The organism is Bordetella petrii (genome assembly GCF_000067205.1).
Lineage (GTDB): Bacteria > Pseudomonadota > Gammaproteobacteria > Burkholderiales > Burkholderiaceae_B > Bordetella_A > Bordetella_A petrii.
This window is the reverse complement of record NC_010170.1, coordinates 3,392,788-3,414,177: the sequence shown is the minus strand read 5'-3', so window position 1 is coordinate 3,414,177 and position 21,390 is coordinate 3,392,788. Positions and strand designations below refer to the sequence as shown.

Sequence of the window (21,390 nt, the reverse complement as noted above, 5' to 3'; positions counted from 1 at the left end):
AGCATTATGCCAATCAACGTGCCTATTATCCTGACGTGGCTGCGCATCGCCATGATCCCGCTGGTGGTGGGGCTGTTCTACATCCCCGGCACCTGGATGGCCGAGCCCGCTCGCGACACCCTGGCTGCCTGGGCGTTCATCATTGCCGCCCTGACCGATTGGTTCGATGGCTGGCTGGCCCGCCGCTGGAACCAGACTTCGGCCTTCGGCGCATTTCTCGATCCGGTGGCCGACAAGCTCATGGTGTGCGCCGCCCTGATCGTGCTGCTCGACCTGGGGCGGGTCGACGCCTTCATCTCGCTGATCATCATCGGGCGTGAAATCACCATTTCGGCCCTGCGCGAATGGATGGCCAAGATCGGCGCCAGCGCCAGCGTCGCGGTGCACCGGCTGGGCAAGTTCAAGACCGCCGCCCAGATGGTCGCCATTCCCTGCCTGCTGTACAACCAGCAGTTGTTCGGGCTGTCCAGCCGCCTGCTCGGCGATGTGCTGATCATCATCGCGGCCGTGCTCACGGTCTGGTCCATGTTTTATTACCTGCGGCGAGCCTGGCCCGCCATCCGCGAGAAATCTCAATAGGCCCGCACGTCCGAACCCTGCATACCCACGCGGGCCTGCCGCGCCCGCGCTTTCCGCGGCCCCACCGGCCGTCGCTGACATGTCTTCTGCCGCAGATACCGCCACGCTGGATTCCCCCGACTTGCGCCGCCGCGACTGGCTCACCATCCTGCTGATCGGCATTGCCCACGCCTCGTCGCACTTCTTCCAGCTGGTGTTGCCGTCGCTGTATGTATCGCTGGGCACGGCGTTCGATCTCGATTTCGCGCGGCTGGGCCTGCTGGTGTCCACCTTCTATGTGGTGTCCGGCGTGGGCCAGGCTTCGTCCGGCTTCGTGGTGGACCGCATCGGCGCGCGTCCGGTGCTATGGTTCGGCCTGTCCAGCTTCGTGCTCTCGGGCATACTGATCGGGTCGGCCAACGGCTACGCCATGCTGATGCTGGCGGCCGTGGTGGGCGGCGTAGGCAATTCCGTGTTCCATCCGGCCGACTATTCCATCATGAACAACCGCGTCAGCGCCCCGCGCCTGGGGCATGCGTTCAGCACCCATGGCCTGACAGGCAACCTGGGCTGGGCCTTGACGCCGGTATTCATCACGTCCATTACCTTGCTGTCCGACTGGCGCGTGGCCGCCTTCAGCGCGGCCGGCCTGGTGGCGCTGGTGCTGTTGCTGACCATCCTGGGCCGCCACCTGATTGGCGGCGCCGCGCATCTTCCCGAACCCGTGGCGGGCGGCGCTCCCGCTCCCGTTGCCGCGCCCGCCCAGGACGGCGTGCTGGCCACGTTGTCGGCGCTGCTGGCCAAACCGGCCCTGTGGGGCGCTTTCCTCTTCTTTGCCTGCACGTCCATCGCGCTGTCGTCCGTGCAGAACTACACCATTCCGCTGCTCGGCCAGCTCTATGACCTGTCCAAGGTGGCCGCCAGCTCGGCGCTGTCGGGCTACATGGTGGCTTCGGCCGTGGGCATGGCGGCGGGCGGCTTCCTGGTGTCGGCCAACCCCCGCACCGAACGCACGGTCACCGTCGCCCTGATCCTGGCTGGCCTGACGCTGGTGGTGCTGGCGCTGGGCCTCGTGCCCGCAGGCCTGGCGGCCGCGGTGGTGGGGCTGGCCGGGTTCTGCTCCGGCGTGGCGGCTCCGTCGCGCGACATGCTGATCCGGCGCGTCACGCCCAAGGGCACTATCGGCTCGGTGTACGGCCTGGTGTATTCCGGCATGGACGTCGGCTCGGCCCTGGGGCCGCTGGCCTTCGGCCTGTTGCTTGACGCCGGCATCAGCCAGGGGCCGTGGGTGGGCGCCGGCGTGGCGTTCGCCGTGGCCGCGCTGCTGGCGCAATGGATTGCCGTGCAGGCGCGCCTGGCGCCGGCCTCAGCCGCCGCACAGTACGGTACGCACAAATGACGCCCGGCGCGGGACGCCCCCCGCGCCGTTGCCCTGTAGTTCATTCCCACCGCTCGACCGTTTGATGCCGAGCAACGCTCGCGGAGCGCCGCTACGTTGTAATAACCATGAAGACCAAGTGGTCATACGTCAGGAAAGCAACATGAGCAAGCAGCAAATTCTTTGGGTTACCGCGATCATGGCTGGATTGTGGGCGCAACCGGCGCCGGCGCAGCAGCAGGAGCCCATCCAGCCTATCGAGCCGGCCGTCATTACCGAGCCCGCCAAGGTCGAGTTGGGCAAGAAGCTGTTTTTCGATCCGCGCCTGTCGAAGTCTGGCGCCATCTCGTGCAACTCGTGCCACAACCTCAGCATGGGGGGGGCCGACAACCTCAAGGCATCCATCGGACACAACTGGCAGCAGGGCGGCATCAATTCACCCACAGTGCTCAATTCCAGCCTGAACATCGCGCAATTCTGGGACGGCCGCGCCAAAGACCTGCGCGAGCAGGCCGGCGGCCCCATCGCCAACCCTGCCGAAATGGCATCGTCGCACGAACTGGCCATCCAGGTGCTGAGCTCCATTCCTGGCTACCGGGCTGAATTCAAACAGGCCTTCGGCACCGATGCCATCACCATCGACGAAGTCACGCAAGCGCTGGCCGCCTTCGAAGAAACCCTGGTCACGCCCAACGCGCGTTTCGACCAATGGCTGCGTGGCGACGCCAAGGCTCTTACCGTGCAAGAATTGGCCGGATACAACCTGTTCAAGAGCAGCGGCTGCGTGGCCTGTCACAATGGCCCCGCGGCCGGCGGCAACTCGTTCCAGAAAATGGGGCTGGTCACGCCTTACCAGACGGCCAACCCGGCCGAAGGCCGCGCGGCCGTCACGGGCCAGGACGCCGACCGTTTCATGTTCAAGGTGCCCACGCTGCGCAACGTGGCGCTGACTTATCCGTACTTCCACGATGGCGAGGCCGCCACCCTGGCCGAGGCCGTCGACGTCATGGGCCGGCTGCAGCTCGGGCGCACCTTTTTGCCCGAAGAAAACGGCCAGATCGTGGCATTCCTGAAGACCCTTACCGGCGAACAGCCCGTCATCAAGCTGCCCGCGTTGCCGCCTTCCTCGGACGCCACCCCGCGGCCGCAGCCCTTCAATCCGTAGCGGCGCGGGCCGCCGCGCGCACGGCCCTATTGTCTGGCCGTGCGCACGTCGGCGGGCGGTGCTGCCTCGAAGTTGCTGCGCCAGGGGTTGATGTCCAGGCCGCCGCGCCGCGTGTAGCGGGCATAGACAGTCAGTTGCTCGGGCCGGCAGGCCGCCATGATGTCGGTGTAGATGCGCTCCACGCAGTGCTCGTGGAATTCCGCATGGTCGCGGAACGACACCAGGTAGCGCAGCAGCGCGGCGCGGTCCAGCGGCCGGCCGCGATAGCTGATCTGCACGCTGGCCCAGTCAGGTTGACCGGTAACCGGGCAATTCGACTTCAGCAGGCGCGAGGCCAGTGTTTCGGCTACCGGTTCGCCCGCCGCGCAGCGCAGCAGCCCGGCATCCGGCAAGTAGGTGTCGATGGCAATGTCCAGGCTATCGAGATCGATGCCGTCCAGTTCAGCCATGGCCAGTGTGCCGAAGCGCGCGGGCAGAATCAGGTCTACCTCTACCGGCGCGCCGGCCGCCGCCGACAAGTCGTTAGCCAGCCGTTCGCCCAGTACCTCTGCGTTGTCCAGGCGCGTCTGGTTGTACGAATTCAAGTACAGCTTGAACGACTTCGATTCGATGATGTTGGGGCTGTCGGCCCGCACCGTGAAGCGCGCCATGGCAACCTGGGGCTTGCCCTTGCGGTCGAGCCAGGACAGCTCATAGGCGTTCCAGATATCCACGCCCACGAAAGGCAGGGGGCCGGACAGGTTCAGGCTGGCGCGGTTCTGGGCACGGGCAATGGGAAACAGCAGGCTGGGGTCGTAATGGGCGGGATAGGCAACGTTCTGGCCCAGCGGGGCATTCGACAAAGACATGGCGCACACATGACAGGCAGGATTCAAGCCTTGCATTGTAGGGCTTGAGCCGGGCCCATAATTCCACATGGTGAAAGCCAGTGGTCGCCATATGAAAGCGGGTGCTGCACAGCAATGTCCGCCCATTTCATAAATGGAAATTTCATTCCACAATACAAAATGAATTTCATAAATATATGAAATTAAAGAAGAAATTTTTTAGTCTTATATAAGAGAAGTGGCCTCATTGCTCCGCAACACAGGCATAGACTTTTATCCAACGCGGCGCCCCTCGCGCCAGCAACCGGATCACCGTCTTTTCCTCACTTACAGGAGCACTTCATGAGCAATCGCGAAACCGAAATCCGCAATCTGCAGAAAGACTGGGCTGAAAACACCCGGTGGCAGGGCATCAAGCGCGCCTACAGCGCCGAAGACGTGATCCGCCTGCGCGGTTCGGTCGCCGTCGAGCACACCCTGGCGCGCCGCGGCGCCACTCGTCTGTGGGAACTGATGCACAGCGAACCCTTCGTCAATTCGCTGGGTGCGCTGACCGGCAACCAGGCCATGCAGCAGGTCAAGGCCGGCCTGAAGGCCATCTACCTGTCGGGCTGGCAGGTGGCGGGCGACGCCAACCTGGCGGGCGAAATGTACCCCGACCAGTCGCTGTACCCGGCCAATTCGGTGCCGCAGGTGGTCCGCCGCATCAACAACGCCCTGTCGCGCTGCGACCAGATCCAATGGATGGAAGGCAAGAATCCGGGCGACGAAGGCTACATCGATTACTACGCGCCCATCGTGGCCGATGCCGAGGCCGGCTTCGGCGGCGTGCTCAACGCCTTCGAGCTCATGAAAGCCATGATCGAGGCGGGCGCGGCCGGCGTGCATTTCGAAGACCAGCTGGCGTCTGTGAAGAAGTGCGGCCACATGGGCGGCAAAGTGCTGGTGCCCACCCGGGAAGCCGTGTCTAAGCTGGTGTCGGCGCGCCTGGCGGCCGACGTCATGGGTACGCCCACCGTGCTGCTGGCGCGCACCGACGCCGACGCGGCCGACCTGGTCACCAGCGACGTCGACGCCAACGACCGCCCCTTCATCACGGGCGAGCGCACGGTCGAGGGCTTCTTCCGCACCCGGGCCGGCATCGACCAGGCCATCTCGCGCGGTCTGGCCTACGCGCCTTATGCCGACCTGATCTGGTGCGAAACCTCGACGCCCAACCTGGAATACGCGCGCAAGTTCGCCGAAGCCATTCATCGCCAGTTTCCCGGCAAGCTGCTGGCCTATAACTGCTCGCCGTCGTTCAACTGGAAGAAGAACCTGGACGACGCCACGGTGGCCAAGTTCCAGCGCGAGCTGGGCGCCATGGGCTACAAGTTCCAGTTCATCACGCTGGCAGGCTTCCACGCGCTGAACTACGGCATGTTCGAACTGGCGCACGGCTACGCGCGCCGCCAGATGAGCGCGTTCGTCGAACTGCAGCAGAAGGAATTCGCGGCGGCCGAACTGGGCTTCACCGCGGTCAAGCACCAGCGCGAAGTCGGCACGGGTTATTTCGATGCGGTCACCCAGACCATCGAAGGCGGACAGTCGTCCACCACGGCGTTGACCGGCTCGACCGAAGAGGCGCAGTTCGAGCAAGGCGAAAAAGCGCAGGCGTGCGCCGCCTGATGGGTGCGGGCACGGCCGCTGGCCGGCCGCGCCCAACTATATGAATGAGTAAAGGGTTGTTGCTGTAGGGTGGTTCGGGGTGCCTGTGGGCACCCCACTTTTTTTTTGCCAGGCGGGTCAGGACCTGCCTTTGGCGCGCAGCGGGCAACTGTTTAGCCCCAGCAGCGAATAGGCCGGGCAGAAGCGGAACAGGCCCGTAAGCAGCGGCAATGCGCCCAGCCAGCCCCACCAGCCGACCACGCCGGTGGCCGCCAGCGCCATGAGCGCCAGGCCAATGACGATCCGCAGCGCGCGGTCCAGGCCTCCTACGTTGAATTTCATGGTTTTCTCCTATGGTGAGCGAAATCGTGGGAAACCTGCGTGCTCAGGGGGCGGGCCGGTTCCAGGGCATTTTCATCAGTAGCCGGGCCAGACCGCAGAAACCCGACAGACCGGCCAGCACCAGGCCCGTGCCGACGACGCCCGGCACGAGATAGAACCAGGGTGACACGGCGGCGCCCAGCAGGGCGCCCAGTAATACCAGCGAGCCGGCTGCGATCATTGTCTGGCGCTGCACGTCCAGGCGTGGGCCGGCGGTGCGCAGGGTGGGCAGCCCGGCTTTTTTCCAGGCAGCCAGCCCGCCGTCCAGCACGTAGGCCTCGCCGCCCACGCATGCGACAAGGGCGGCGGCGTTTGCCTGGGTACGGTGGCCTGAGCGGCAGTGAAAGATCACGGCGGCGCCGCTCGCATCGAGGCGGACGCCGGCCAGCTGGTCCAGCGGTATGTGCCGGGCCTGTTCAATGCGTTCGCCGGCGTATTCGGCGGCGCTGCGGATATCGATGAGCAGGGCGCCCTGGGCAACCAGGCTGTGCGCCGCCTGCGGCGACAGAGAAAGCAGTGTCATGAGTGTGATGGCTGCAAGGGTCAGGGGCAGTAAATGGACTTCAGGGTGGCGATGAGTCTGGCGACGTCGGGGTTGGCAATGCGGTAGTGCAGGGCCTGCGATTCACGCCGGAAAGCCACCAGGCCCTCGTCGCGCATTCTGGCCAGGTGCTGGGACAGGGCCGACTGGCTCAGTCCGACGTATTCCCGCAGCGTTCCGACGGTGAGTTCCTGGTGCTCGATCAGCAGGCACAGAATCAGCAGCCGGTTCGGGTTGCCGACCGCGCGCAGCATGGCAGCCGCTTTGGCCGCGCCTTGCTGCATGAATAGTTGATCTTTCCGGGGCGGGGCCATATGGTCGGGGGCAGGGCGGGGAGCCGTCTATATAAGGAAAATCTAATTTAGAAAATCCTAATATAGGTGCCCGGCCGCTTGTTTGATAAAACTCATGAACCTGCCATGTTGCGCGCTGCGGCGGCGGGCAAAAAGCCAAGGCGACGCCGTAGTCCGTTAAACGGTCCGGTTTGCTATTGGTTTGATTTTTATCAAATCTGCTGCGGCGGCCCCTGGCTACGATCGGCCGCATGCCCTCCTCTATTTTCTCGGTGCCTGCTTCCTTGCCGCTCGCTGCCCGGCAGGCGCGGCGGCACGCCTTGTTGCGCCTGGGCTGGGCCTGGCTGGCCATGATGCAGGTAATGATGTTCGCCTGGCCGGGCTACGTGCGCCACGACGGCATCCCGGCCGATGCCCTGGCCACGCTCGACTGGGCCATCGTGCTCATGAACTGGGCCAGCCTGGTCCTGACCGTGCCGGTAGTGCTGTATTCGGCCTGGCCCGTCTGGCAAGGCGCGGCGCGCAGCCTGCGGCGCGGCCGGGGCGGCATGGACGTGCCCGTGGCGCTGGGTATAGTCGCGGCCTTCCTGCCCAGCGTCCACGCCACCTGGACGCGCCAGGGCGAAGTCTATTTCGATTCGGTCACCATGTTCGTGGCCTTCCTGCTCACCGCGCGTTACCTGGCGCTGTGCGCGCGCCAGTCGGTCGCGCCGCAGGCCGGGCCGGCCGCCGCCCGGCGACATGCGCGCCTGGAAATCCGCCGCCGCGCGCTCGGTGCGGCCGCCGACCGCGTGGCCACCCGTTTCGCGGCGGCCCAGGTGGGCTTGGCGCTGGCTGCCGGCGCGGTCTGGGCCTGGCTGGCCCCGGGCCACGCCGTACCGGTCATGGTGGCGCTTCTGGTCATCAGTTGCCCCTGCGCCATGGCCATGGCGGTGCCCACCGCCCTGGCTGCCGCGCACGCCGCCGCGCCGGGCCTGGATGCCCCGCGGTTCCACGATCTGCTGGCCGCCACGCGCAAGACGGCGCGCCTGAGCCTGTATGGCTCGCTGGCCTGGCACCTGCTCATGGTGCCGCTGGCCCTGGCCGGCTGGGTGGCGCCGTGGCTGGCGGCCATCACCATGCTGTTGTCGTCGCTGGCGGTGGCGGCTAATGCCTGGCACCTGTACCGCCGCTACCGGGCGCTGGCCCCTCCAGCCCTGGTCGTCGTCAACGGGGCCTCGGTGGCGCCATGAACATCCTGTACCTGCTGTTGCCGCTATCGCTGCTGTTCGTGCTGGTTATCGGGTTGGCGCTGGGTTGGGCGGTGTTCAATGGCCAGTTCGACGACCCCGACGACGCCGGAAGTTCCATTTTTCAGGAGCCCGATACCTAAGACTTGTCCTAGTCTTGATCAAAATCAAGACGGACTAATGCTGCTCGGTCGATCATCCTATCTCCGTATCAACTGGGGGACAGACCATGATTGATAGCAGTACAACTGCCGATCGACAAGCAACATTTAATTACAAGGTCGTCAGGCAGTTTGCTGTCATGACGGTCGTCTGGGGCATTGTGGGCATGGCGGTCGGCGTACTGATCGCCGCGCAACTCATCTGGCCGCAGCTCAACTTCGATATTCCATGGCTCAGCTACGGCCGCCTAAGGCCGTTGCACACCAATGCCGTGATCTTCGCCTTCGGCGGCAGCGGCCTGTTCGCCACGTCTTACTATGTGGTGCAGCGCACCTGTCAGGCGCGCCTGTTCAGCGACAAGCTGGCGGCGTTCACCTTCTGGGGCTGGCAGGCGGTCATTGTGGCGGCCGCCATCACGCTGCCGCTGGGCTACACCAGCAGCAAAGAGTACGCCGAGCTCGAATGGCCCATCGACATCCTCATCACGCTGGTGTGGGTGGCCTATGCCGTGGTGTTCTTCGGCACTATCGTCAAGCGCCGGGTGCGGCACATTTACGTGGCCAACTGGTTCTTCGGCTCGTACATCCTCACCATCGCCATCCTGCATATCTTTAACAACATTGAGATGCCGGTGTCGCTGTGGAAGTCGTACTCGGCCTACGCCGGTGTACAGGACGCCATGGTGCAATGGTGGTACGGCCACAACGCCGTGGGCTTCTTCCTGACCACCAGCTTCCTGGGCATGATGTATTACTTCGTGCCCAAGCAGGCGGGCCGGCCCATTTACTCGTACCGCCTGTCCATCGTGCACTTCTGGGCGCTGGCCTTTACCTACATGTGGGCCGGGCCGCACCACCTGCTGTACACCTCGCTGCCCGACTGGACACAGTCGCTGGGCATGACCTTCTCGCTGATCCTGTTGGCGCCGTCGTGGGGCGGCATGATCAACGGCATCATGACCCTGCAGGGCGCCTGGCACCGCCTGCGCACCGACCCTATTCTGAAATTCATGGTGACCGCGCTGTCGTTCTACGGCATGTCCACCTTCGAAGGCTCGATGATGTCGATCCGCACGGTCAACGCCCTGTCGCACTACACCGACTGGACGATCGGCCACGTGCATTCCGGCGCGCTGGGTTGGGTGGCAATGATCACCTTCGGTTCGCTGTACTACCTGATCCCGCGGTTGTACGGCCGCACGGCCATGCACAGCATGCGGGCCGTCGAGCTGCATTTCTGGGTGGCCACCATCGGCGTGGTGTTGTACATCGCCTCGATGTGGATCGCCGGCGTCCAGCAGGGCCTGATGTGGCGCGACACGGCAACCGACGGCACGCTGGTCTACAGCTTCGTCGAAGAACTCAAGACGCGCCTGCCGTACTACGTGATCCGGTTCACGGGGGGCGCCATGTACCTGGCGGGCGTGTTCATCATGGCCTGGAACGTCTGGATGACGCTGCGCGGTCAACGCGCCGTCAACCCGGCGATTCCGTCCGGCGAGCCGCAGCCGCGCGCCGCCATCGCCACGCCCGCTACTGTCTGACGAGGTTTTCATGGCCAACAAGCAACACGGTTTTTTCTCGCATCAGACCCTTGAAAAGAACATCGGCCTGATGATCATCGCCAGCATCCTGGTGGTGTCGTTCGCGGGGCTGGTCCAGATCATCCCCTTGTTCTTCCAGCATTCCACCACCCAGGCCGCGCCTGGCATCGAGCCCTACAGCGCGCTGCGCCTGATGGGCCGCGACGTGTACATCCGCGAAGGCTGCGTGGGCTGTCATTCGCAGCAGGTGCGCATGCTGCAGGCCGAGGTGCAGCGCTACGGCTTGTATTCCGAAGCCACCGAGTCGGTGTACGACCACCCCTTCCTGTGGGGTTCCAAGCGTACCGGTCCCGACCTGGCCCGCGTGGGCGAACGCTATTCCGACGAGTGGCATCGCATCCACCTGCGCGACCCGCGCCTGGTGGTGCCCGAGTCGAACATGCCTTCCTACCCCTGGCTGCAGCATGCGCTGCTCGACGGCCAGAACGTGCAGGAACGCATGCGCGCGCTGCGCAAGCTGGGCGTGCCTTACGCCGACGCGCAGATCCAGGCGGCGCCGCAGGAAATCGCTGGCAAGACCGAAGAAGACGCGCTGGTGGCCTACTTGCAGGGCCTGGGCGTAGGTCTGCGCAAGGCGCGCCAGGCCGAGGCCGAGCAGGCCCGCCAGGCGGCCGGGCAGGGCGCGGCGGCGGCACAAGGAAACTGAACATGTTGATATTCACGGGAATCATGACAGCCATTTCGCTGGCTACTTTTCTGGGCATTGTCTGGTGGGCGTATTCGCGCGGCCGCCAGCGCGCCAACCTTGAATCGGCCCTGTTGCCGTTCGCGCTGCCCGACGAAGACGGAATCGCACAAGGAGCAACGCGGCCATGAGCGATTTCAGCTATTCTTTCTTCGGCTACTTCATCGCCTTCATCGCCCTGGGCGGCATCGCCTGGTGTCTGTGGCTGCTGTACACGCAGCGGCGCTGGCTGGGCAACCAGCCGTCCGCCGGCCCGGTCGACGACACCGGCCACGTATGGGATGAAGACCTTACCGAACTGAACAATCCGGTGCCGCGCTGGTGGACCTGGATGTACCTGCTGCTGTGCCTGTTCGCGCTGGGCTACCTGGTGCTGATGCCGGGCCTGGGCATGTTCAAGGGCGTGCTGGGCTACACCACTGCCGACGAAGTGCAGCGCCACCAGGCTCAGCAGGCCGAGCAGGTCAAGCCGGTATACGCGCGCTACGCCGCCATGTCGGTGCCCGAAATCGCCGCCGACGCGGCCGCGCGCCAGATCGGCGAGCGCCTGTTCCTGAACACCTGCGCGCAGTGCCATGGCTCCGACGCCCGTGGCGGCCGCAGCTTTCCCAACCTGACCGATGGCGACTGGCTCTACGGCGGTTCGCCCGAAACCATCGAACAGACCATCACACACGGCCGGCACGGCATCATGCCGCCCTGGAAAGGCAGCATCGACCCGGCCGCCGCGAGCGATACGGCGCACTATGTGCGTTCGCTGTCGAAGCTGGCGGCAGATCCTCTGAAGGTCTTGCGCGGCCAGCGCACCTTCGAGACCTACTGTGTGGCCTGCCACGGCGTGGACGGCAAGGGCAACCAGGCGCTGGGCGCGCCCAACCTGACCGACGGCACCTGGCTGTACGGCAGCTCCGAGGCCACCATCGTGCAGACCATCCTGGAAGGGCGCGACAACCGCATGCCCGCGCACGACGCGGTGCTGACGCCGGAGCAGATCCGGATTCTGACGGCCTGGGTCTGGGGGTTGTCAAACTCGACGCAGGCTGGCGCCGGAGCGCCGCAATGAGGATGAGCAGTAATGGAGCAGCCTGACATACCCGGGCAACGAGGGCCGGTGGCCGCCGGCCCGAGCGGCGCGGCGGACGCGGCGCCCGGGTGGCGCCCGCACCCCGGCCCCGCGCGGCCGGGCGCGGCCACCGAAACCCTGGAACAGACCCTGGCCGACGTGCGCGGCAAGATCTACCCGCGTTCGGTCAATGGCGTCTTCGCGAGCTGGCGTGTGGTGTTCGTTTTCCTGACCCAGCTGGTGTTCTATGGCCTGCCATGGCTGCAATGGAACGGCCGGCAGGCCGTGCTGTTCGACCTGGGGGCGCGCAAGTTCTATCTGTTCGGGCTGGTGCTGTGGCCGCAAGACGTCGTGTACCTGGCCGTGCTGCTGGTAATTTCGGCCCTGGCGCTGTTCCTGTTTACCGCGGTGGCCGGGCGGTTGTTCTGCGGCTACGCCTGTCCGCAGACCGTCTACACCGAGATCTTCATGTGGATCGAGCGCAAGGTCGAAGGCGACCGCCTGGCGCGCATCCGCCTCGACGAATCGCCCTGGACGCTGCGCAAACTACGCCTGAAAGCGGCCAAGCACGCGCTGTGGATCATCGTGGCTGGCTGGACCGGCTACACCTTCATCGGCTATTTCGCGCCCATCCGCGGCCTGGGCCATGACTTGCTGGCCTTGCAGCTGGGGCCGTGGCAGTGGTTCTGGATGCTGTTCTACGGGTTCGCCACCTGGGGCAACGCCGGGTTCATGCGCGAGTCGGTGTGCAAGTACATGTGCCCGTACGCGCGCTTCCAGAGCGTGATGGTAGACCCGGACACCTTCGTGGTCACTTACGACAAGGGGCGTGGCGACCCGCGCGGCGGGCGTTCGCGCAAAATCGACCACAAGGCCGCTGGAATGGGCGACTGCGTCGATTGCAGCCTGTGCGTGCAGGTGTGCCCCACGGGTATCGACATCCGCGACGGGCTGCAATACATGTGCATTGGCTGCGGCGCCTGTATCGATGCCTGCGACCAGGTCATGGACAAAATGCAGTATCCCACCGGCCTCATCCGCTATGCGTCGCAGCGCGCGGTCGAGCAGGGCTGGACGGCGCCCCAGGCGCGGGCGCGGCTGCTGCGCCCGCGGGTGCTGGTGTATGGTGGCGTCATCCTGGCGCTGGCGGCGGCCTTCGTGGCCACGCTGGCGCTGCGCAACCCGCTGCGGCTCGACGTGATTCGCGACCGCGGCGTACTGGCCCGCGAGGCGCCGGGCGGCATGATCGAGAACGTCTACCGCCTGCAGCTCATCAACACCTCCGAATCTCCCATGGTGCTGCAGCTGCAGGCCACCGGTCTGCCAGGGCTGAACCTGCGCATCGAGCGCCAGGATGATCAGGCCATCGCGCTGGAGCCCTACGCCAACAAGCTGGTGCCGGTCGTCATCCGGGCGCCGGCCGGCGCTGCCGGGCCGGGCTCGCACCCCATCACCGTGCAGGCCCGCGCCCAAGGACGCGATGGCCAGGCGCTGGCTCGTGACGAGGCCTCGAGTTTTTATGTGCCCGACTGACCCCCGCTTTGGAGCCCACCCATGACGAAATCCGCAACGTCCGATCCCTGGTATCGCGAACCGTGGCCGTGGTTCCTGATGGCAGGCCCGCTGCTGGCCATGATGGGCTGCATCATCACCATCTACCTGGCCGTCACGCGCTTTGCCGACCAGCCCATCGCCGATGGCGCGGTCAAGCGCGGCCTCGTGGTTGAACGCGCGCCCGCCGCCGCGCCCGCTGTGGTAAACGCCGCCCCGGCCGCCGGTGCAGCGGGCCAAACCGCCGCGCGGCCCTGATGGAGCCGTCTATGCACTGGCGCCTGCTGATGGGAGTACTGTGGCCGTCGTTTCTGGCGGCTGGCGTGGGCAGCGCGCTGATCTTCGCCCTGATCGATCCGCTGGACGTGCTGGTGCTGGGCCGCTGGCAGCCCAGCCGCCTGGGTTTCTACACGGTGTCGTTCTTCGTGCTGTGGCTGATCGCCGCATTTGCCAGTGCCCTGACGGCCTGGCTGGTGCCGCGCGACACCCCGGACGGCGGCGACAGCTTCTAGGCGCCATTACGGGCGACGCCCTTGCCGGCGCCGCGCTTGCGGGAGTCTTCCGTGCCGATGTTGTACCTGCAAGTGCTGTTCGTGCCGGCGTTGTTCTTGCAGGGGTCAAGCGCCGCAGGTGCCTGACCCCGAAGTGTGCAGTCTGTGTCTCAAGCGGACGGTGTCTGACACCCTCCGGGAGTCAGACACCTGGACGGGGCGAGCGCTTGCGGGACACCTTCGCAGGTGGCGCCCTTGTTGATGTCGTTCTTGCCGCTGTTGTATTTGCCGCTGTCGTTCTTGCCGCTGTCGTTCTTGCCGCTGCTGTTCTTGCAGCTGCTGTTCGTGCCGGCGTGGTTCTTGCAGGGGTCAGGCTCCGCAGGTGCCTGACCCCGAAGCGGGCAGTCTGTGTCTCAAGCGGACGGTGTCTGACACCCTCCGGGAGTCAGACACCTGGACGGGGCGAGCGCTTGCGGGACACCTTCGCAGGTGGCGCCCTTGTTGATGTCGTTCTTGCCGCTGTTGTTCTTGCAGCTGTCGTTCGTGCAGCTGCTGTTCGTGCCGGCGTTGTTCTTGCAGGGGTCAGGCTCCGCAGGTGCCTGACCCCGAAGCGGGCAGTTTGCGTCTCAAGCGCCGCAGGTGCCTGACCCCGAAGCGGGCAGTCTGCGTCTCAAGCGAACGGTGTCTGACACCCTCCGGGAGTCAGACACCTGGAGGGGGCGAGCGCTTCCAGGACGCCATCGCACGCACCTGGATAGCGCTGGGAGGGCGGGGCAGCGGGGCGCCGGGCGGTGGCCGGGTGGAACAATGTTGTAGTCCCAGCGGAACGATACCCGCGAGCTGACCAAGTAGAATCAATGGCTTAAACCGCCAAACCGAGGTCCGCGTGCAGCCCGTCATTTCCGTACAAGGCCTGTCCAAGACGTACGCGTCCGGACATCAGGCCTTGAAGAACATCAATCTCGACATTCAGCGCGGCGAGATATTCGCGCTGCTGGGCCCCAACGGGGCCGGCAAGACCACCCTGATCAGCATCATCTGTGGCATCGTCAACCCCGGCCAGGGCCGGGTGCTGGCCGATGGCTACGACATCGTGGCCGATTACCGGAAGGCGCGCTCGCGTATCGGCCTGGTGCCGCAGGAAATCTCCACCGACGCCTTCGAAAGCGTCTGGAACACGGTTACCTTCAGCCGCGGGCTGTTCGGCAAGCCGGCCGATCCGGCGTACGTGGAAAAGGTGCTGCGCGACCTGTCGCTATGGGACAAGAAAGATTCGCGCATTATGGCTCTGTCGGGCGGCATGAAGCGCCGCGTGATGATCGCCAAGGCGCTGTCGCACGAGCCGCAGATCCTGTTCCTGGACGAACCCACGGCCGGCGTCGACGTCGAACTGCGCCGCGGCATGTGGGACATGGTGCGGCGCCTGCGCGAAAGCGGCGTCACCATCATTCTTACCACCCACTACATTGAAGAAGCCCAGGAAATGGCCGACCGCATCGGCGTGATCCGCAAGGGCGAGATCATCCTGGTGGAAGAAAAGCACGCCCTGATGAAAAAACTGGGCAAGCGCCAGCTCGCGCTTACCTTGAAAACGGCCCTGCCGGCCGTGCCGGCGGCGCTGGGCGGGTACGGCCTGGAGCTGGCCGACGATGGCCACCGGCTGGTGTATTCGTACGACAACGAACAGGGCGGGGGCGAGGTCGCGCGCCTGCTGCGCCAACTGGACGAGGCGGGTATCGAATTCACCGACCTCAGTTCCTCCGAGAGCTCGCTGGAGGAAATCTTCGTCAGCCTGGTGAGTGCCCAATCATGAATTTCTATGCCATCCGCGCCATCTACCTGTTTGAAATGGCCCGTGCCTGGCGCACGCTGATGCAGAGCGTGGCCTCGCCGGTGGTGTCCACGGCGCTGTACTTCGTGGTGTTCGGCTCGGCCATCGGGTCGCACATGGTCGAGATCGAAGGCGTCAGCTACGGGGCGTTCATCGTGCCCGGCATGATCATGCTGTCGCTGCTGACGCAGAGCGTGGCCAATGCTTCATTCGGCATCTACATGCCGCGCTTTTCGGGCACCATCTACGAAATCCATTCGGCGCCGATCTCGTACATCGAGATCGTCACCGGCTACGTGGGCGCCGCGGCCAGCAAATCCATCATTCTGGGGCTCATCACGCTGGCCACCGCGCGCCTGTTCGTCGACTTCCAGATCGCGCATCCGTTCTGGATGATCGGTTTCCTGGTGCTCACCTCGGTCACGTTCAGCCTGTTCGGGTTCATTATCGGTGTGTGGGCCGACGGCTTCGAGAAGCTGCAGATCATCCCCCTGATGATCATCACGCCGCTGACCTTCCTGGGCGGCACTTTTTATTCCATCAAGATGCTGCCGCCGTTCTGGCAGGGCGTCACCCTGTTCAATCCGGTGGTGTATCTGGTCAGCGGTTTTCGCTGGAGCTTCTATGGCGTATCGGATGTCAGTGTGGCCATCAGCCTGGGCATGACACTGGCGTTCCTGGCGGCATGCCTGGTGGGCGTTCGCTGGATCTTCAAGACGGGTTACCGGCTCAAGACCTAGCCGGTTCGCAAACGGAGGCGGTCATGGCGTGGAACGAGGTGCAGGCACTGGTATTTGATGTGTTCGGCACGGTGGTCGACTGGCGCACCGGCGTGGCCCGCGAGGCCGAGCCATTCCTGGCCCGGCACGGCCAGGGCAGGATCGAGCCGTTGGCCTTCGCCGATGCGTGGCGCAGCCATTACGGCCCGTCGATGCAGGCGGTGCGCAGCGGGCAGCGGCCCTTTGTGCGGCTGGATGTCCTGCACCGCGAAAACCTGGAAGCCGCCCTGCGCGATGCCGGTATCGACCTGGCGGGCGTGCCCGCCGCCGAGCTGGATGCGCTGAACCTGGCCTGGCATCGCCTGGACCCCTGGCCCGATTCGGTGGCCGGGCTGGCCCGCCTGAAAACCCGCTACATCATCGCGCCGCTGTCAAACGGCAATATCCGTCTGATGCTGGACATGGCCAAGCGCGCGGGCCTGCCCTGGGATGCCATTCTGGGCGCCGAGGTGGCGCAGGCCTACAAACCCATGCCGCAAGCCTATTTGCGCACCGCCGAGGTGCTGGGGCTGAGCCCATCGCAGGTGTGCATGGTGGCGGCGCACAATGGCGACCTGGCGGCCGCGCGCCAGTGCGGGCTCAAGACAGCCTTCGTGCGCCGGCCCACCGAGCACGGGCCGGGTCAGGCCATCGACCTGCACCCCGAGCAAGACTGGGATGCGGTGGCCGACGATTTCAACGGCCTGGCCGAGCAGCTGCTGGGCTAGAGGCTAGGGCTACCTGTCCCCGGCACCCCGCGCGGCCCGCCGCTATGGCGCCGGGTTCGGGTTGCCGGCGTGGATTTTGTCGATCTGCTCCAGCAGTTCCGGCGGCAAGCTCACATCGACGCTGTCGATGTCTTCTTTCAACTGGTCGAGCGTAGTGGCGCCGATCAGGTTGCTGGCCACCGAAGGCTGCTGGTTCACCCAGGCCAGCGCAAGGTGGGTGGGCGACAACCCATGGTCGCGCGCCAGTTGTACGTATTGCCGGGTGGCGGCCTCGGTGCGTTCGTTACTGTAGCGGGTAAAGCGCGTGAACAACGTCAGGCGCGCGCCTTCGGGGCGGGCGCCGTCCAGGTACTTGCCCGACAGCACGCCCATCGCGAGCGGCGAGTAGGCCAGCAGGCTGACCTGTTCGCGGTGGCTGAATTCGGACAGGCCGCTTTCGTAGGTGCGGTTGAGCAGGCTGTACGGGTTCTGGATGGTGTCGATGCGCGGCAGACCCAGCGTGTCAGCGTGCTTGAGGAACTGCGCCACCCCCCACGGGGTTTCATTCGAGACCCCGATGTGCCGCACCTTGCCGGCGCGCACGAAGTCTTGCAGCACTTCCAGGGTTTCCTGCACGGGAACGGTGTAGTCGTCGTCGATCCACGGGTACTCGCGGCCGAAGGTGGCCGTGCTGCGGTCGGGCCAGTGCAGCTGGTACAGGTCCAGGTAGTCGGTTTGCAGGCGCTTGAGGCTGGCGTCCAGCGCGGCGGTGAGGTTTTTGCGGTCAAGGAACGTCTTGCCGTCGCGGATGTGGCTGGGGCGCTTGGCATCGCGCACCGGCCCGGCGGCCTTGCTGGCCAGCACAATGTCGTGGCGGCGGCCGGTCTTGGCCAGCCAGGTGCCGATGTAGGTTTCGGTGCGGCCTTGCGTGTCGGGCTTGGGCGGCACTGGGTACATTTCCGCGGTGTCGACCAGGTTCACCCCGCGCGACAGCGCGTAGTCGAGCTGCCGATGGGCATCGGCTTCGGAATTCTGTTCGCCCCAGGTCATGGTGCCCAGGCCGATCAGGCTGACTTCGGTATCGGTGCGGCCGAGTTTGCGGTATTTCAAGGGTGAGACTCCGGTAGAAATGAAATTCGGGGTTGATGTTACTACCGGCCCGGGGCGATGATTCAATAACCGCCCGTCACCCGCCTGCCTGGAGCCCGACATGAAGCCCCGCATTACCCTGATCACGCTTGGCGTGGACGACCTGGCGCGCGCCGTGGAGTTCTACCGCGATGGCCTGGGCCTGGCAACGCCCGGCATCATCGGCACCGAGTTCGAGCATGGCGCCGTGGCGTTCTTCGACTTGCAGCCCGGCTTGAAACTGGCGCTGTGGCCGCGCGCCAGCCTGGCGCACGACAGCGGCCTGCCGGCCGGGCCCCGCAGCGCCACCGAATGCTCGCTGGCGCACAATGTGGCCGATAAGAACGAAGTCGACTTCGTCATGCAGCAAGCGCGCGCGGCGGGCGCTACCATCACCAAGCCCGCCGCGGACACGTTCTGGGGCGGCTACGCGGGGTATTTCCAGGACCCGGACGGGCACCTGTGGGAAGTGGCATGGAATCCGAACATGCTGCCTGCCGATTAAAAATCAGGGCTGGCGCGCGGCGCCGGTGATGCTCGTTGTGGTGTCTGGCACCTGCGGAGCCAGACACCTGTGGGGCCAGCCGCTGTGGGTAGCCGCTATGGGTAGCCGCTATAGGGCAGCCACTGTGTAGCCGCTATGGGGCAGCCGCTGTGGGCCAGCCACTGTGGAGCCCAAGGCCGGGGCAGCCCTGGGGCGCCTATTTCAGTGGCGCTATTGCGCGGCGCCGGTGGCGCTGGAGACGTATTCGGCCAGTATCTGCACCTCGGCGTCGCTGAGGGATTCAAATGCCGGCATCACGCCGATGCCATTGCGCACCGCCTGTGCAACCCGATGGGCATCGGGCTTGAGTTCGTCCAGATTCGGCCCGATGGCCCCGGCCGCGCCGGCATCGGCCAGGGTGTGGCACACGGCGCAGGCTGGCGCGGCCGTCTTGGTGAAAAGGGCGCGGCCGGCCTCGGCGTTGGCCGGATCGGCCGCCGCGGGCGCGGCCGCCGCGCACAGGCCTGCCGCCAGCGCGGCCAGGCCCAGGCGCAAGCCGCCGGCGCGGCGGCGCAACAGCGTATGACGATGCATCGATGCCACCATGGTCATGACACGGTGATCTTCAAGGCATGGTCGCGCCAGCTGGCGTTCAAGTAGCCACGTACGTTCTCGACGCGCTCTTCCACTTGCACGTTGCCTTCGGTGTCTTCGACCCGGCTGGCCAGCACGTGTTCGCCGGCGGGCAGCTCGACCGCCAGGGCAAACTGGCGCCAGGCGTATTTGCCCAGGTCAGGGCCCACCAGCGTGGCCTGTTTCCAAGTCTTGCCGCCATCGAGCGATACGTCCACGCGCTTGACGGCATGGATGCCGCAAAACGCCACGCCGCGCACCAGTTGCCGTCCGGCCTTGACGGGCTCGCCGTCGGCGCCGGGCGCGGTTACCCACGACTTCGGCGTCATGGCCCAGGCAGAGGGGTGTTCGGGGCCGGGCTTGGCGTCCAGCGGCGCCAGCCGGTAGCTGGTCTGCTGGATTTTCACGGGGCTTTGCTCGGTGGTGAACGCCAGGCGCTTGATGTACTTGACGTTGTTCACGCCCGTATAGCCCGGAACGATCAGCCTCAGCGGGCCGCCGTGCGCCAGCGACAGCGGCTCATTGTTCATTTCCCAGGCCAGCATGGCGTCCTGCATGGTGTCGCGCGGCACCGAGCGTTCGACCATGAGGGTTTTCGGGTCCAGGCCGTCGGGCAGCTTCTCGCCACCGGTGCCGGTCATGTAGGCAGGGTCGCCTTCCAGGCCGCCCAGGTATTCGACCAGCGTGCGCACCGGGATGCCGGTCCACATGACGCAGCCGGCCGCGCCGACCTGCCATTTCGTGCCGCTGGGCTGGTGCGGGAAGAACCCCCGGCCATTGCCGGAGCATTGCAGCACGGTGGCCATGGTCTCCACGCCCAGGGTCTTGAGTTCGCCCAGCGTCAGCGTGCGGGGTTGCTTCACGCCCTGGATCTCGACCGCCCACGCATCGCGGTCGTCGAGAATCGATGCATCGGGCGGCGGCAGGTTGTTACGCACGTACAGTTCGCGCGCCGGCGTGATGACGCCGTCGCCGAAAGCGCCGCGCCGGGTTTCGATGGTATTGGCGCTGTGCACGATGACGCTGTCGGGGTCTTTCCAGGCGGCGTAGGCCGGCAGCGGCTTGGCCGCGGAGGCCGCCGGAGCGGCGGCGGCCTTGCTGCCCGCCTGTTCGCTGGCGCGCGCCACGCCAGAGGTGGCGAGCCCGGCCACGGTCAGTGCGCCGGCGCTGCCCGCCAGCAGGCGGCGGCGCGCGGGATTAAGGGGTGTAGTCTCCATGACAAGCCTCTCCGGTTGCCGCGCATTGCCGAGGGCAGGCGCGGTATTGTGTTTATGGTGCTTGTGGTTGGCCGCCAGGCGGCGGCCTTGCCGCCTTGGCAACGGCTGGCTGTCATGATCGGCAATGCCTGTCTATATGTCAACGGGTTGTAAGAATGCGGCGGCTTTTATCAAAAAGCGTATAAAACCCTGTCGACCCGAATTCGAGGAGCGTTTCCATGTGCCGTTGGATGGCTTATACCGGTAGTCCCCTGCAACTCGAGACTGTCATTTTCAAGGCTCGGCACTCGCTTATCGACCAGAGCCTGCACTCGCGGCTGGGCGCCACCACCACCAATGGCGACGGCTTCGGGCTGGGCTGGTATGGCGCCGATCCGGACGAGCTTCCATACCGCTACCGCAGCATTCATCCGGCCTGGAACGACCGCAACCTGCGCGAGGCGGCGCGCGCCATCCGGGCGCCGCTGTTCGTGGCGCACATCCGCGCCGCCACCGACACGCCAGCCCAGGAAACCAACTGCCACCCGTTTCGTCATGGCCGCTGGCTGTTCGTGCACAACGGCCTGATCCGCGGCTATCCGTTGCTGCGGCGCGAACTGATGATGCAGATCGCGCCGCGGTACTTCGCGTCGCTCGAGGGCTCTACCGATTCAGAAGTGATGTTCCTGCTGGCGCTGAGCCTGGGCCTGGAGTCCGACCCCGTGCCGGCCCTGCAGCGCATGGTGGCCGTAGTGGAAGATGTCGGGCACCGGCATGGCATCGAGCATCCGCTGAACATGACGGTGTGCGCGCTGGACGGGCAGCGCCTGATCGCGGTGCGGTACTCTAGCGAGGCGAATTCGCGCTCGCTGTTCCATAGCACCGACGTGCGGCACCTGAAGCAGTTGTATCCCGACGAGCCGCGCATCGCGGCGCTGGACGACGACGCCTACATGCTGCTGTCCGAGCCTTTGGTGGAGTTGCCCGGCGCGTGGGAAGACGTGCCCGAGGCCACCGCCATCGTGGCTGGCGGCGGCCGGGTGCAGGCGTATCCGTTCGTGCCGGACCGTAGTTGAAAC

General features: G+C 65.6%; 26 protein-coding genes. 19 read left to right on the top strand and 7 right to left on the bottom strand.

The features are described 5' to 3' along the window. The first annotated feature begins 6 nt into the window (after nucleotides 1–6). From pgsA to BPET_RS16495, 3 genes are all read left to right on the top strand, one after another. Nucleotides 7–579: a CDP-diacylglycerol--glycerol-3-phosphate 3-phosphatidyltransferase gene (gene pgsA, locus BPET_RS16505; protein WP_012250157.1), complete on the top strand. Its 573-nt coding sequence runs from the start codon at nucleotides 7–9 to the stop codon at nucleotides 577–579. 79 nt (nucleotides 580–658) lie between these two features. Next, on the top strand, nucleotides 659–1,957 hold the full coding sequence (locus BPET_RS16500; RefSeq protein ID WP_012250156.1) for an MFS transporter: 1,299 nt from the start codon (nucleotides 659–661) through the stop codon (nucleotides 1,955–1,957). A 142-nt stretch (nucleotides 1,958–2,099) separates the two neighbouring features. Then, nucleotides 2,100–3,101 (top strand): cytochrome-c peroxidase, encoded by a 1,002-nt coding sequence (locus tag BPET_RS16495; RefSeq protein ID WP_012250155.1) that lies wholly within the window; start codon nucleotides 2,100–2,102, stop codon nucleotides 3,099–3,101. Nucleotides 3,102–3,127: 26 nt separating this feature from the next. On the opposite strand, the gene queF is transcribed toward BPET_RS16495, so the two are convergent. Then, nucleotides 3,128–3,949, bottom strand: coding sequence for an NADPH-dependent 7-cyano-7-deazaguanine reductase QueF (gene queF, locus BPET_RS16490; protein WP_041863005.1), 822 nt, complete (start codon nucleotides 3,947–3,949; stop codon nucleotides 3,128–3,130). A 321-nt stretch (nucleotides 3,950–4,270) separates the two neighbouring features. On the opposite strand from queF, the gene aceA reads away from it, so the two are divergent. Beyond that, complete coding sequence (aceA, locus tag BPET_RS16485; RefSeq protein ID WP_012250153.1) at nucleotides 4,271–5,596, top strand: isocitrate lyase; 1,326 nt, start codon at nucleotides 4,271–4,273, stop codon at nucleotides 5,594–5,596. A 117-nt stretch (nucleotides 5,597–5,713) separates the two neighbouring features. Here aceA and BPET_RS16480 read toward each other — a convergent pair whose 3' ends face one another. Genes BPET_RS16480 through BPET_RS16470 form a run of 3 tightly spaced genes read right to left on the bottom strand, consistent with a single transcriptional unit; the run spans nucleotide 5,714 to nucleotide 6,811 of the window. Beyond that, on the bottom strand, nucleotides 5,714–5,917 hold the full coding sequence (locus tag BPET_RS16480; RefSeq protein WP_012250152.1) for a YgaP family membrane protein: 204 nt from the start codon (nucleotides 5,915–5,917) through the stop codon (nucleotides 5,714–5,716). A gap of 43 nt (nucleotides 5,918–5,960) precedes the next feature. Further along, a complete protein-coding gene (locus tag BPET_RS16475; RefSeq protein ID WP_012250151.1) occupies nucleotides 5,961–6,479 on the bottom strand; it encodes a rhodanese-like domain-containing protein in 519 nt (172 codons plus the stop codon). Between the two features lie 20 nt (nucleotides 6,480–6,499). Continuing rightward, entirely contained in the window at nucleotides 6,500–6,811 is a 312-nt protein-coding gene (locus tag BPET_RS16470) for an ArsR/SmtB family transcription factor (protein WP_012250150.1), read from the bottom strand. Between the two features lie 230 nt (nucleotides 6,812–7,041). Here BPET_RS16470 and BPET_RS16465 point away from each other — a divergent pair, with 230 nt between their 5' ends. The 13 genes from BPET_RS16465 to BPET_RS16410 all read left to right on the top strand — a co-directional run bounded on the left by BPET_RS16465 (nucleotide 7,042) and on the right by BPET_RS16410 (nucleotide 16,891). Next, on the top strand, nucleotides 7,042–8,022 hold the full coding sequence (locus BPET_RS16465) for a P-type ATPase (protein WP_012250149.1): 981 nt from the start codon (nucleotides 7,042–7,044) through the stop codon (nucleotides 8,020–8,022). Further along, a complete protein-coding gene (gene ccoS / locus BPET_RS26045; protein ID WP_012250148.1) occupies nucleotides 8,019–8,162 on the top strand; it encodes a cbb3-type cytochrome oxidase assembly protein CcoS in 144 nt (47 codons plus the stop codon). The genes BPET_RS16465 and ccoS overlap by 4 nt, the downstream gene beginning before the upstream one ends. Before the next feature lie 86 nt (nucleotides 8,163–8,248). After that, entirely contained in the window at nucleotides 8,249–9,724 is a 1,476-nt protein-coding gene (gene ccoN / locus BPET_RS16455) for a cytochrome-c oxidase, cbb3-type subunit I (protein ID WP_012250147.1), read from the top strand. 10 nt (nucleotides 9,725–9,734) lie between these two features. After that, nucleotides 9,735–10,430 (top strand): cytochrome-c oxidase, cbb3-type subunit II, encoded by a 696-nt coding sequence (gene ccoO, locus BPET_RS16450; RefSeq protein WP_012250146.1) that lies wholly within the window; start codon nucleotides 9,735–9,737, stop codon nucleotides 10,428–10,430. Between the two features lie 2 nt (nucleotides 10,431–10,432). After that, nucleotides 10,433–10,600, top strand: a complete 168-nt coding sequence (locus BPET_RS16445; protein WP_012250145.1) for a cbb3-type cytochrome oxidase subunit 3 — start codon at nucleotides 10,433–10,435, stop codon at nucleotides 10,598–10,600. Further along, nucleotides 10,597–11,532 carry a cytochrome-c oxidase, cbb3-type subunit III gene (gene ccoP / locus BPET_RS16440; RefSeq protein WP_012250144.1) on the top strand — a complete coding sequence of 312 codons (936 nt, stop codon included), beginning with the start codon at nucleotides 10,597–10,599 and terminating at the stop codon, nucleotides 11,530–11,532. The genes BPET_RS16445 and ccoP overlap by 4 nt, the downstream gene beginning before the upstream one ends. Nucleotides 11,533–11,544: 12 nt before the next feature. Next, the gene (gene ccoG, locus BPET_RS16435; RefSeq protein WP_012250143.1) at nucleotides 11,545–13,065 is read left to right on the top strand and encodes a cytochrome c oxidase accessory protein CcoG; all 1,521 of its coding nucleotides are present in this window, start codon (nucleotides 11,545–11,547) and stop codon (nucleotides 13,063–13,065) included. A gap of 21 nt (nucleotides 13,066–13,086) precedes the next feature. Continuing rightward, nucleotides 13,087–13,341 (top strand): FixH family protein, encoded by a 255-nt coding sequence (locus BPET_RS16430; protein ID WP_012250142.1) that lies wholly within the window; start codon nucleotides 13,087–13,089, stop codon nucleotides 13,339–13,341. A gap of 11 nt (nucleotides 13,342–13,352) precedes the next feature. Beyond that, nucleotides 13,353–13,595 carry a hypothetical protein gene (locus BPET_RS16425; RefSeq protein WP_012250141.1) on the top strand — a complete coding sequence of 81 codons (243 nt, stop codon included), beginning with the start codon at nucleotides 13,353–13,355 and terminating at the stop codon, nucleotides 13,593–13,595. A gap of 234 nt (nucleotides 13,596–13,829) precedes the next feature. Further along, nucleotides 13,830–13,964, top strand: a complete 135-nt coding sequence (locus BPET_RS27460; protein WP_269446924.1) for a hypothetical protein — start codon at nucleotides 13,830–13,832, stop codon at nucleotides 13,962–13,964. 496 nt (nucleotides 13,965–14,460) lie between these two features. After that, the gene (locus BPET_RS16420; protein ID WP_012250140.1) at nucleotides 14,461–15,387 is read left to right on the top strand and encodes an ABC transporter ATP-binding protein; all 927 of its coding nucleotides are present in this window, start codon (nucleotides 14,461–14,463) and stop codon (nucleotides 15,385–15,387) included. Beyond that, a complete protein-coding gene (locus BPET_RS16415) occupies nucleotides 15,384–16,145 on the top strand; it encodes an ABC transporter permease (RefSeq protein WP_012250139.1) in 762 nt (253 codons plus the stop codon). Before BPET_RS16420 ends, BPET_RS16415 begins: the two co-directional genes overlap by 4 nt. A 23-nt stretch (nucleotides 16,146–16,168) precedes the next feature. Beyond that, the gene (locus tag BPET_RS16410) at nucleotides 16,169–16,891 is read left to right on the top strand and encodes a haloacid dehalogenase type II (RefSeq protein ID WP_041863002.1); all 723 of its coding nucleotides are present in this window, start codon (nucleotides 16,169–16,171) and stop codon (nucleotides 16,889–16,891) included. 42 nt (nucleotides 16,892–16,933) lie between these two features. Here BPET_RS16410 and BPET_RS16405 read toward each other — a convergent pair whose 3' ends face one another. Continuing rightward, nucleotides 16,934–17,980 (bottom strand): NADP(H)-dependent aldo-keto reductase, encoded by a 1,047-nt coding sequence (locus BPET_RS16405; protein ID WP_041863001.1) that lies wholly within the window; start codon nucleotides 17,978–17,980, stop codon nucleotides 16,934–16,936. 100 nt (nucleotides 17,981–18,080) lie between these two features. Here BPET_RS16405 and BPET_RS16400 point away from each other — a divergent pair, with 100 nt between their 5' ends. Continuing rightward, the gene (locus BPET_RS16400) at nucleotides 18,081–18,503 is read left to right on the top strand and encodes a VOC family protein (RefSeq protein ID WP_012250137.1); all 423 of its coding nucleotides are present in this window, start codon (nucleotides 18,081–18,083) and stop codon (nucleotides 18,501–18,503) included. Between the two features lie 210 nt (nucleotides 18,504–18,713). Here BPET_RS16400 and sorU read toward each other — a convergent pair whose 3' ends face one another. Together sorU and sorT are read right to left on the bottom strand one after the other, a co-directional pair. Then, nucleotides 18,714–19,076, bottom strand: a complete 363-nt coding sequence (gene sorU / locus BPET_RS16395) for a SorU family sulfite dehydrogenase c-type cytochrome subunit (protein ID WP_012250135.1) — start codon at nucleotides 19,074–19,076, stop codon at nucleotides 18,714–18,716. A 14-nt stretch (nucleotides 19,077–19,090) separates the two neighbouring features. Next, nucleotides 19,091–20,332 (bottom strand): SorT family sulfite dehydrogenase catalytic subunit, encoded by a 1,242-nt coding sequence (sorT, locus tag BPET_RS16390; RefSeq protein ID WP_012250134.1) that lies wholly within the window; start codon nucleotides 20,330–20,332, stop codon nucleotides 19,091–19,093. Nucleotides 20,333–20,550: 218 nt separating this feature from the next. On the opposite strand from sorT, the gene BPET_RS16385 reads away from it, so the two are divergent. Next, nucleotides 20,551–21,387, top strand: coding sequence for a class II glutamine amidotransferase (locus BPET_RS16385; RefSeq protein WP_012250133.1), 837 nt, complete (start codon nucleotides 20,551–20,553; stop codon nucleotides 21,385–21,387). Nucleotides 21,388–21,390: the final 3 nt, after the last annotated feature.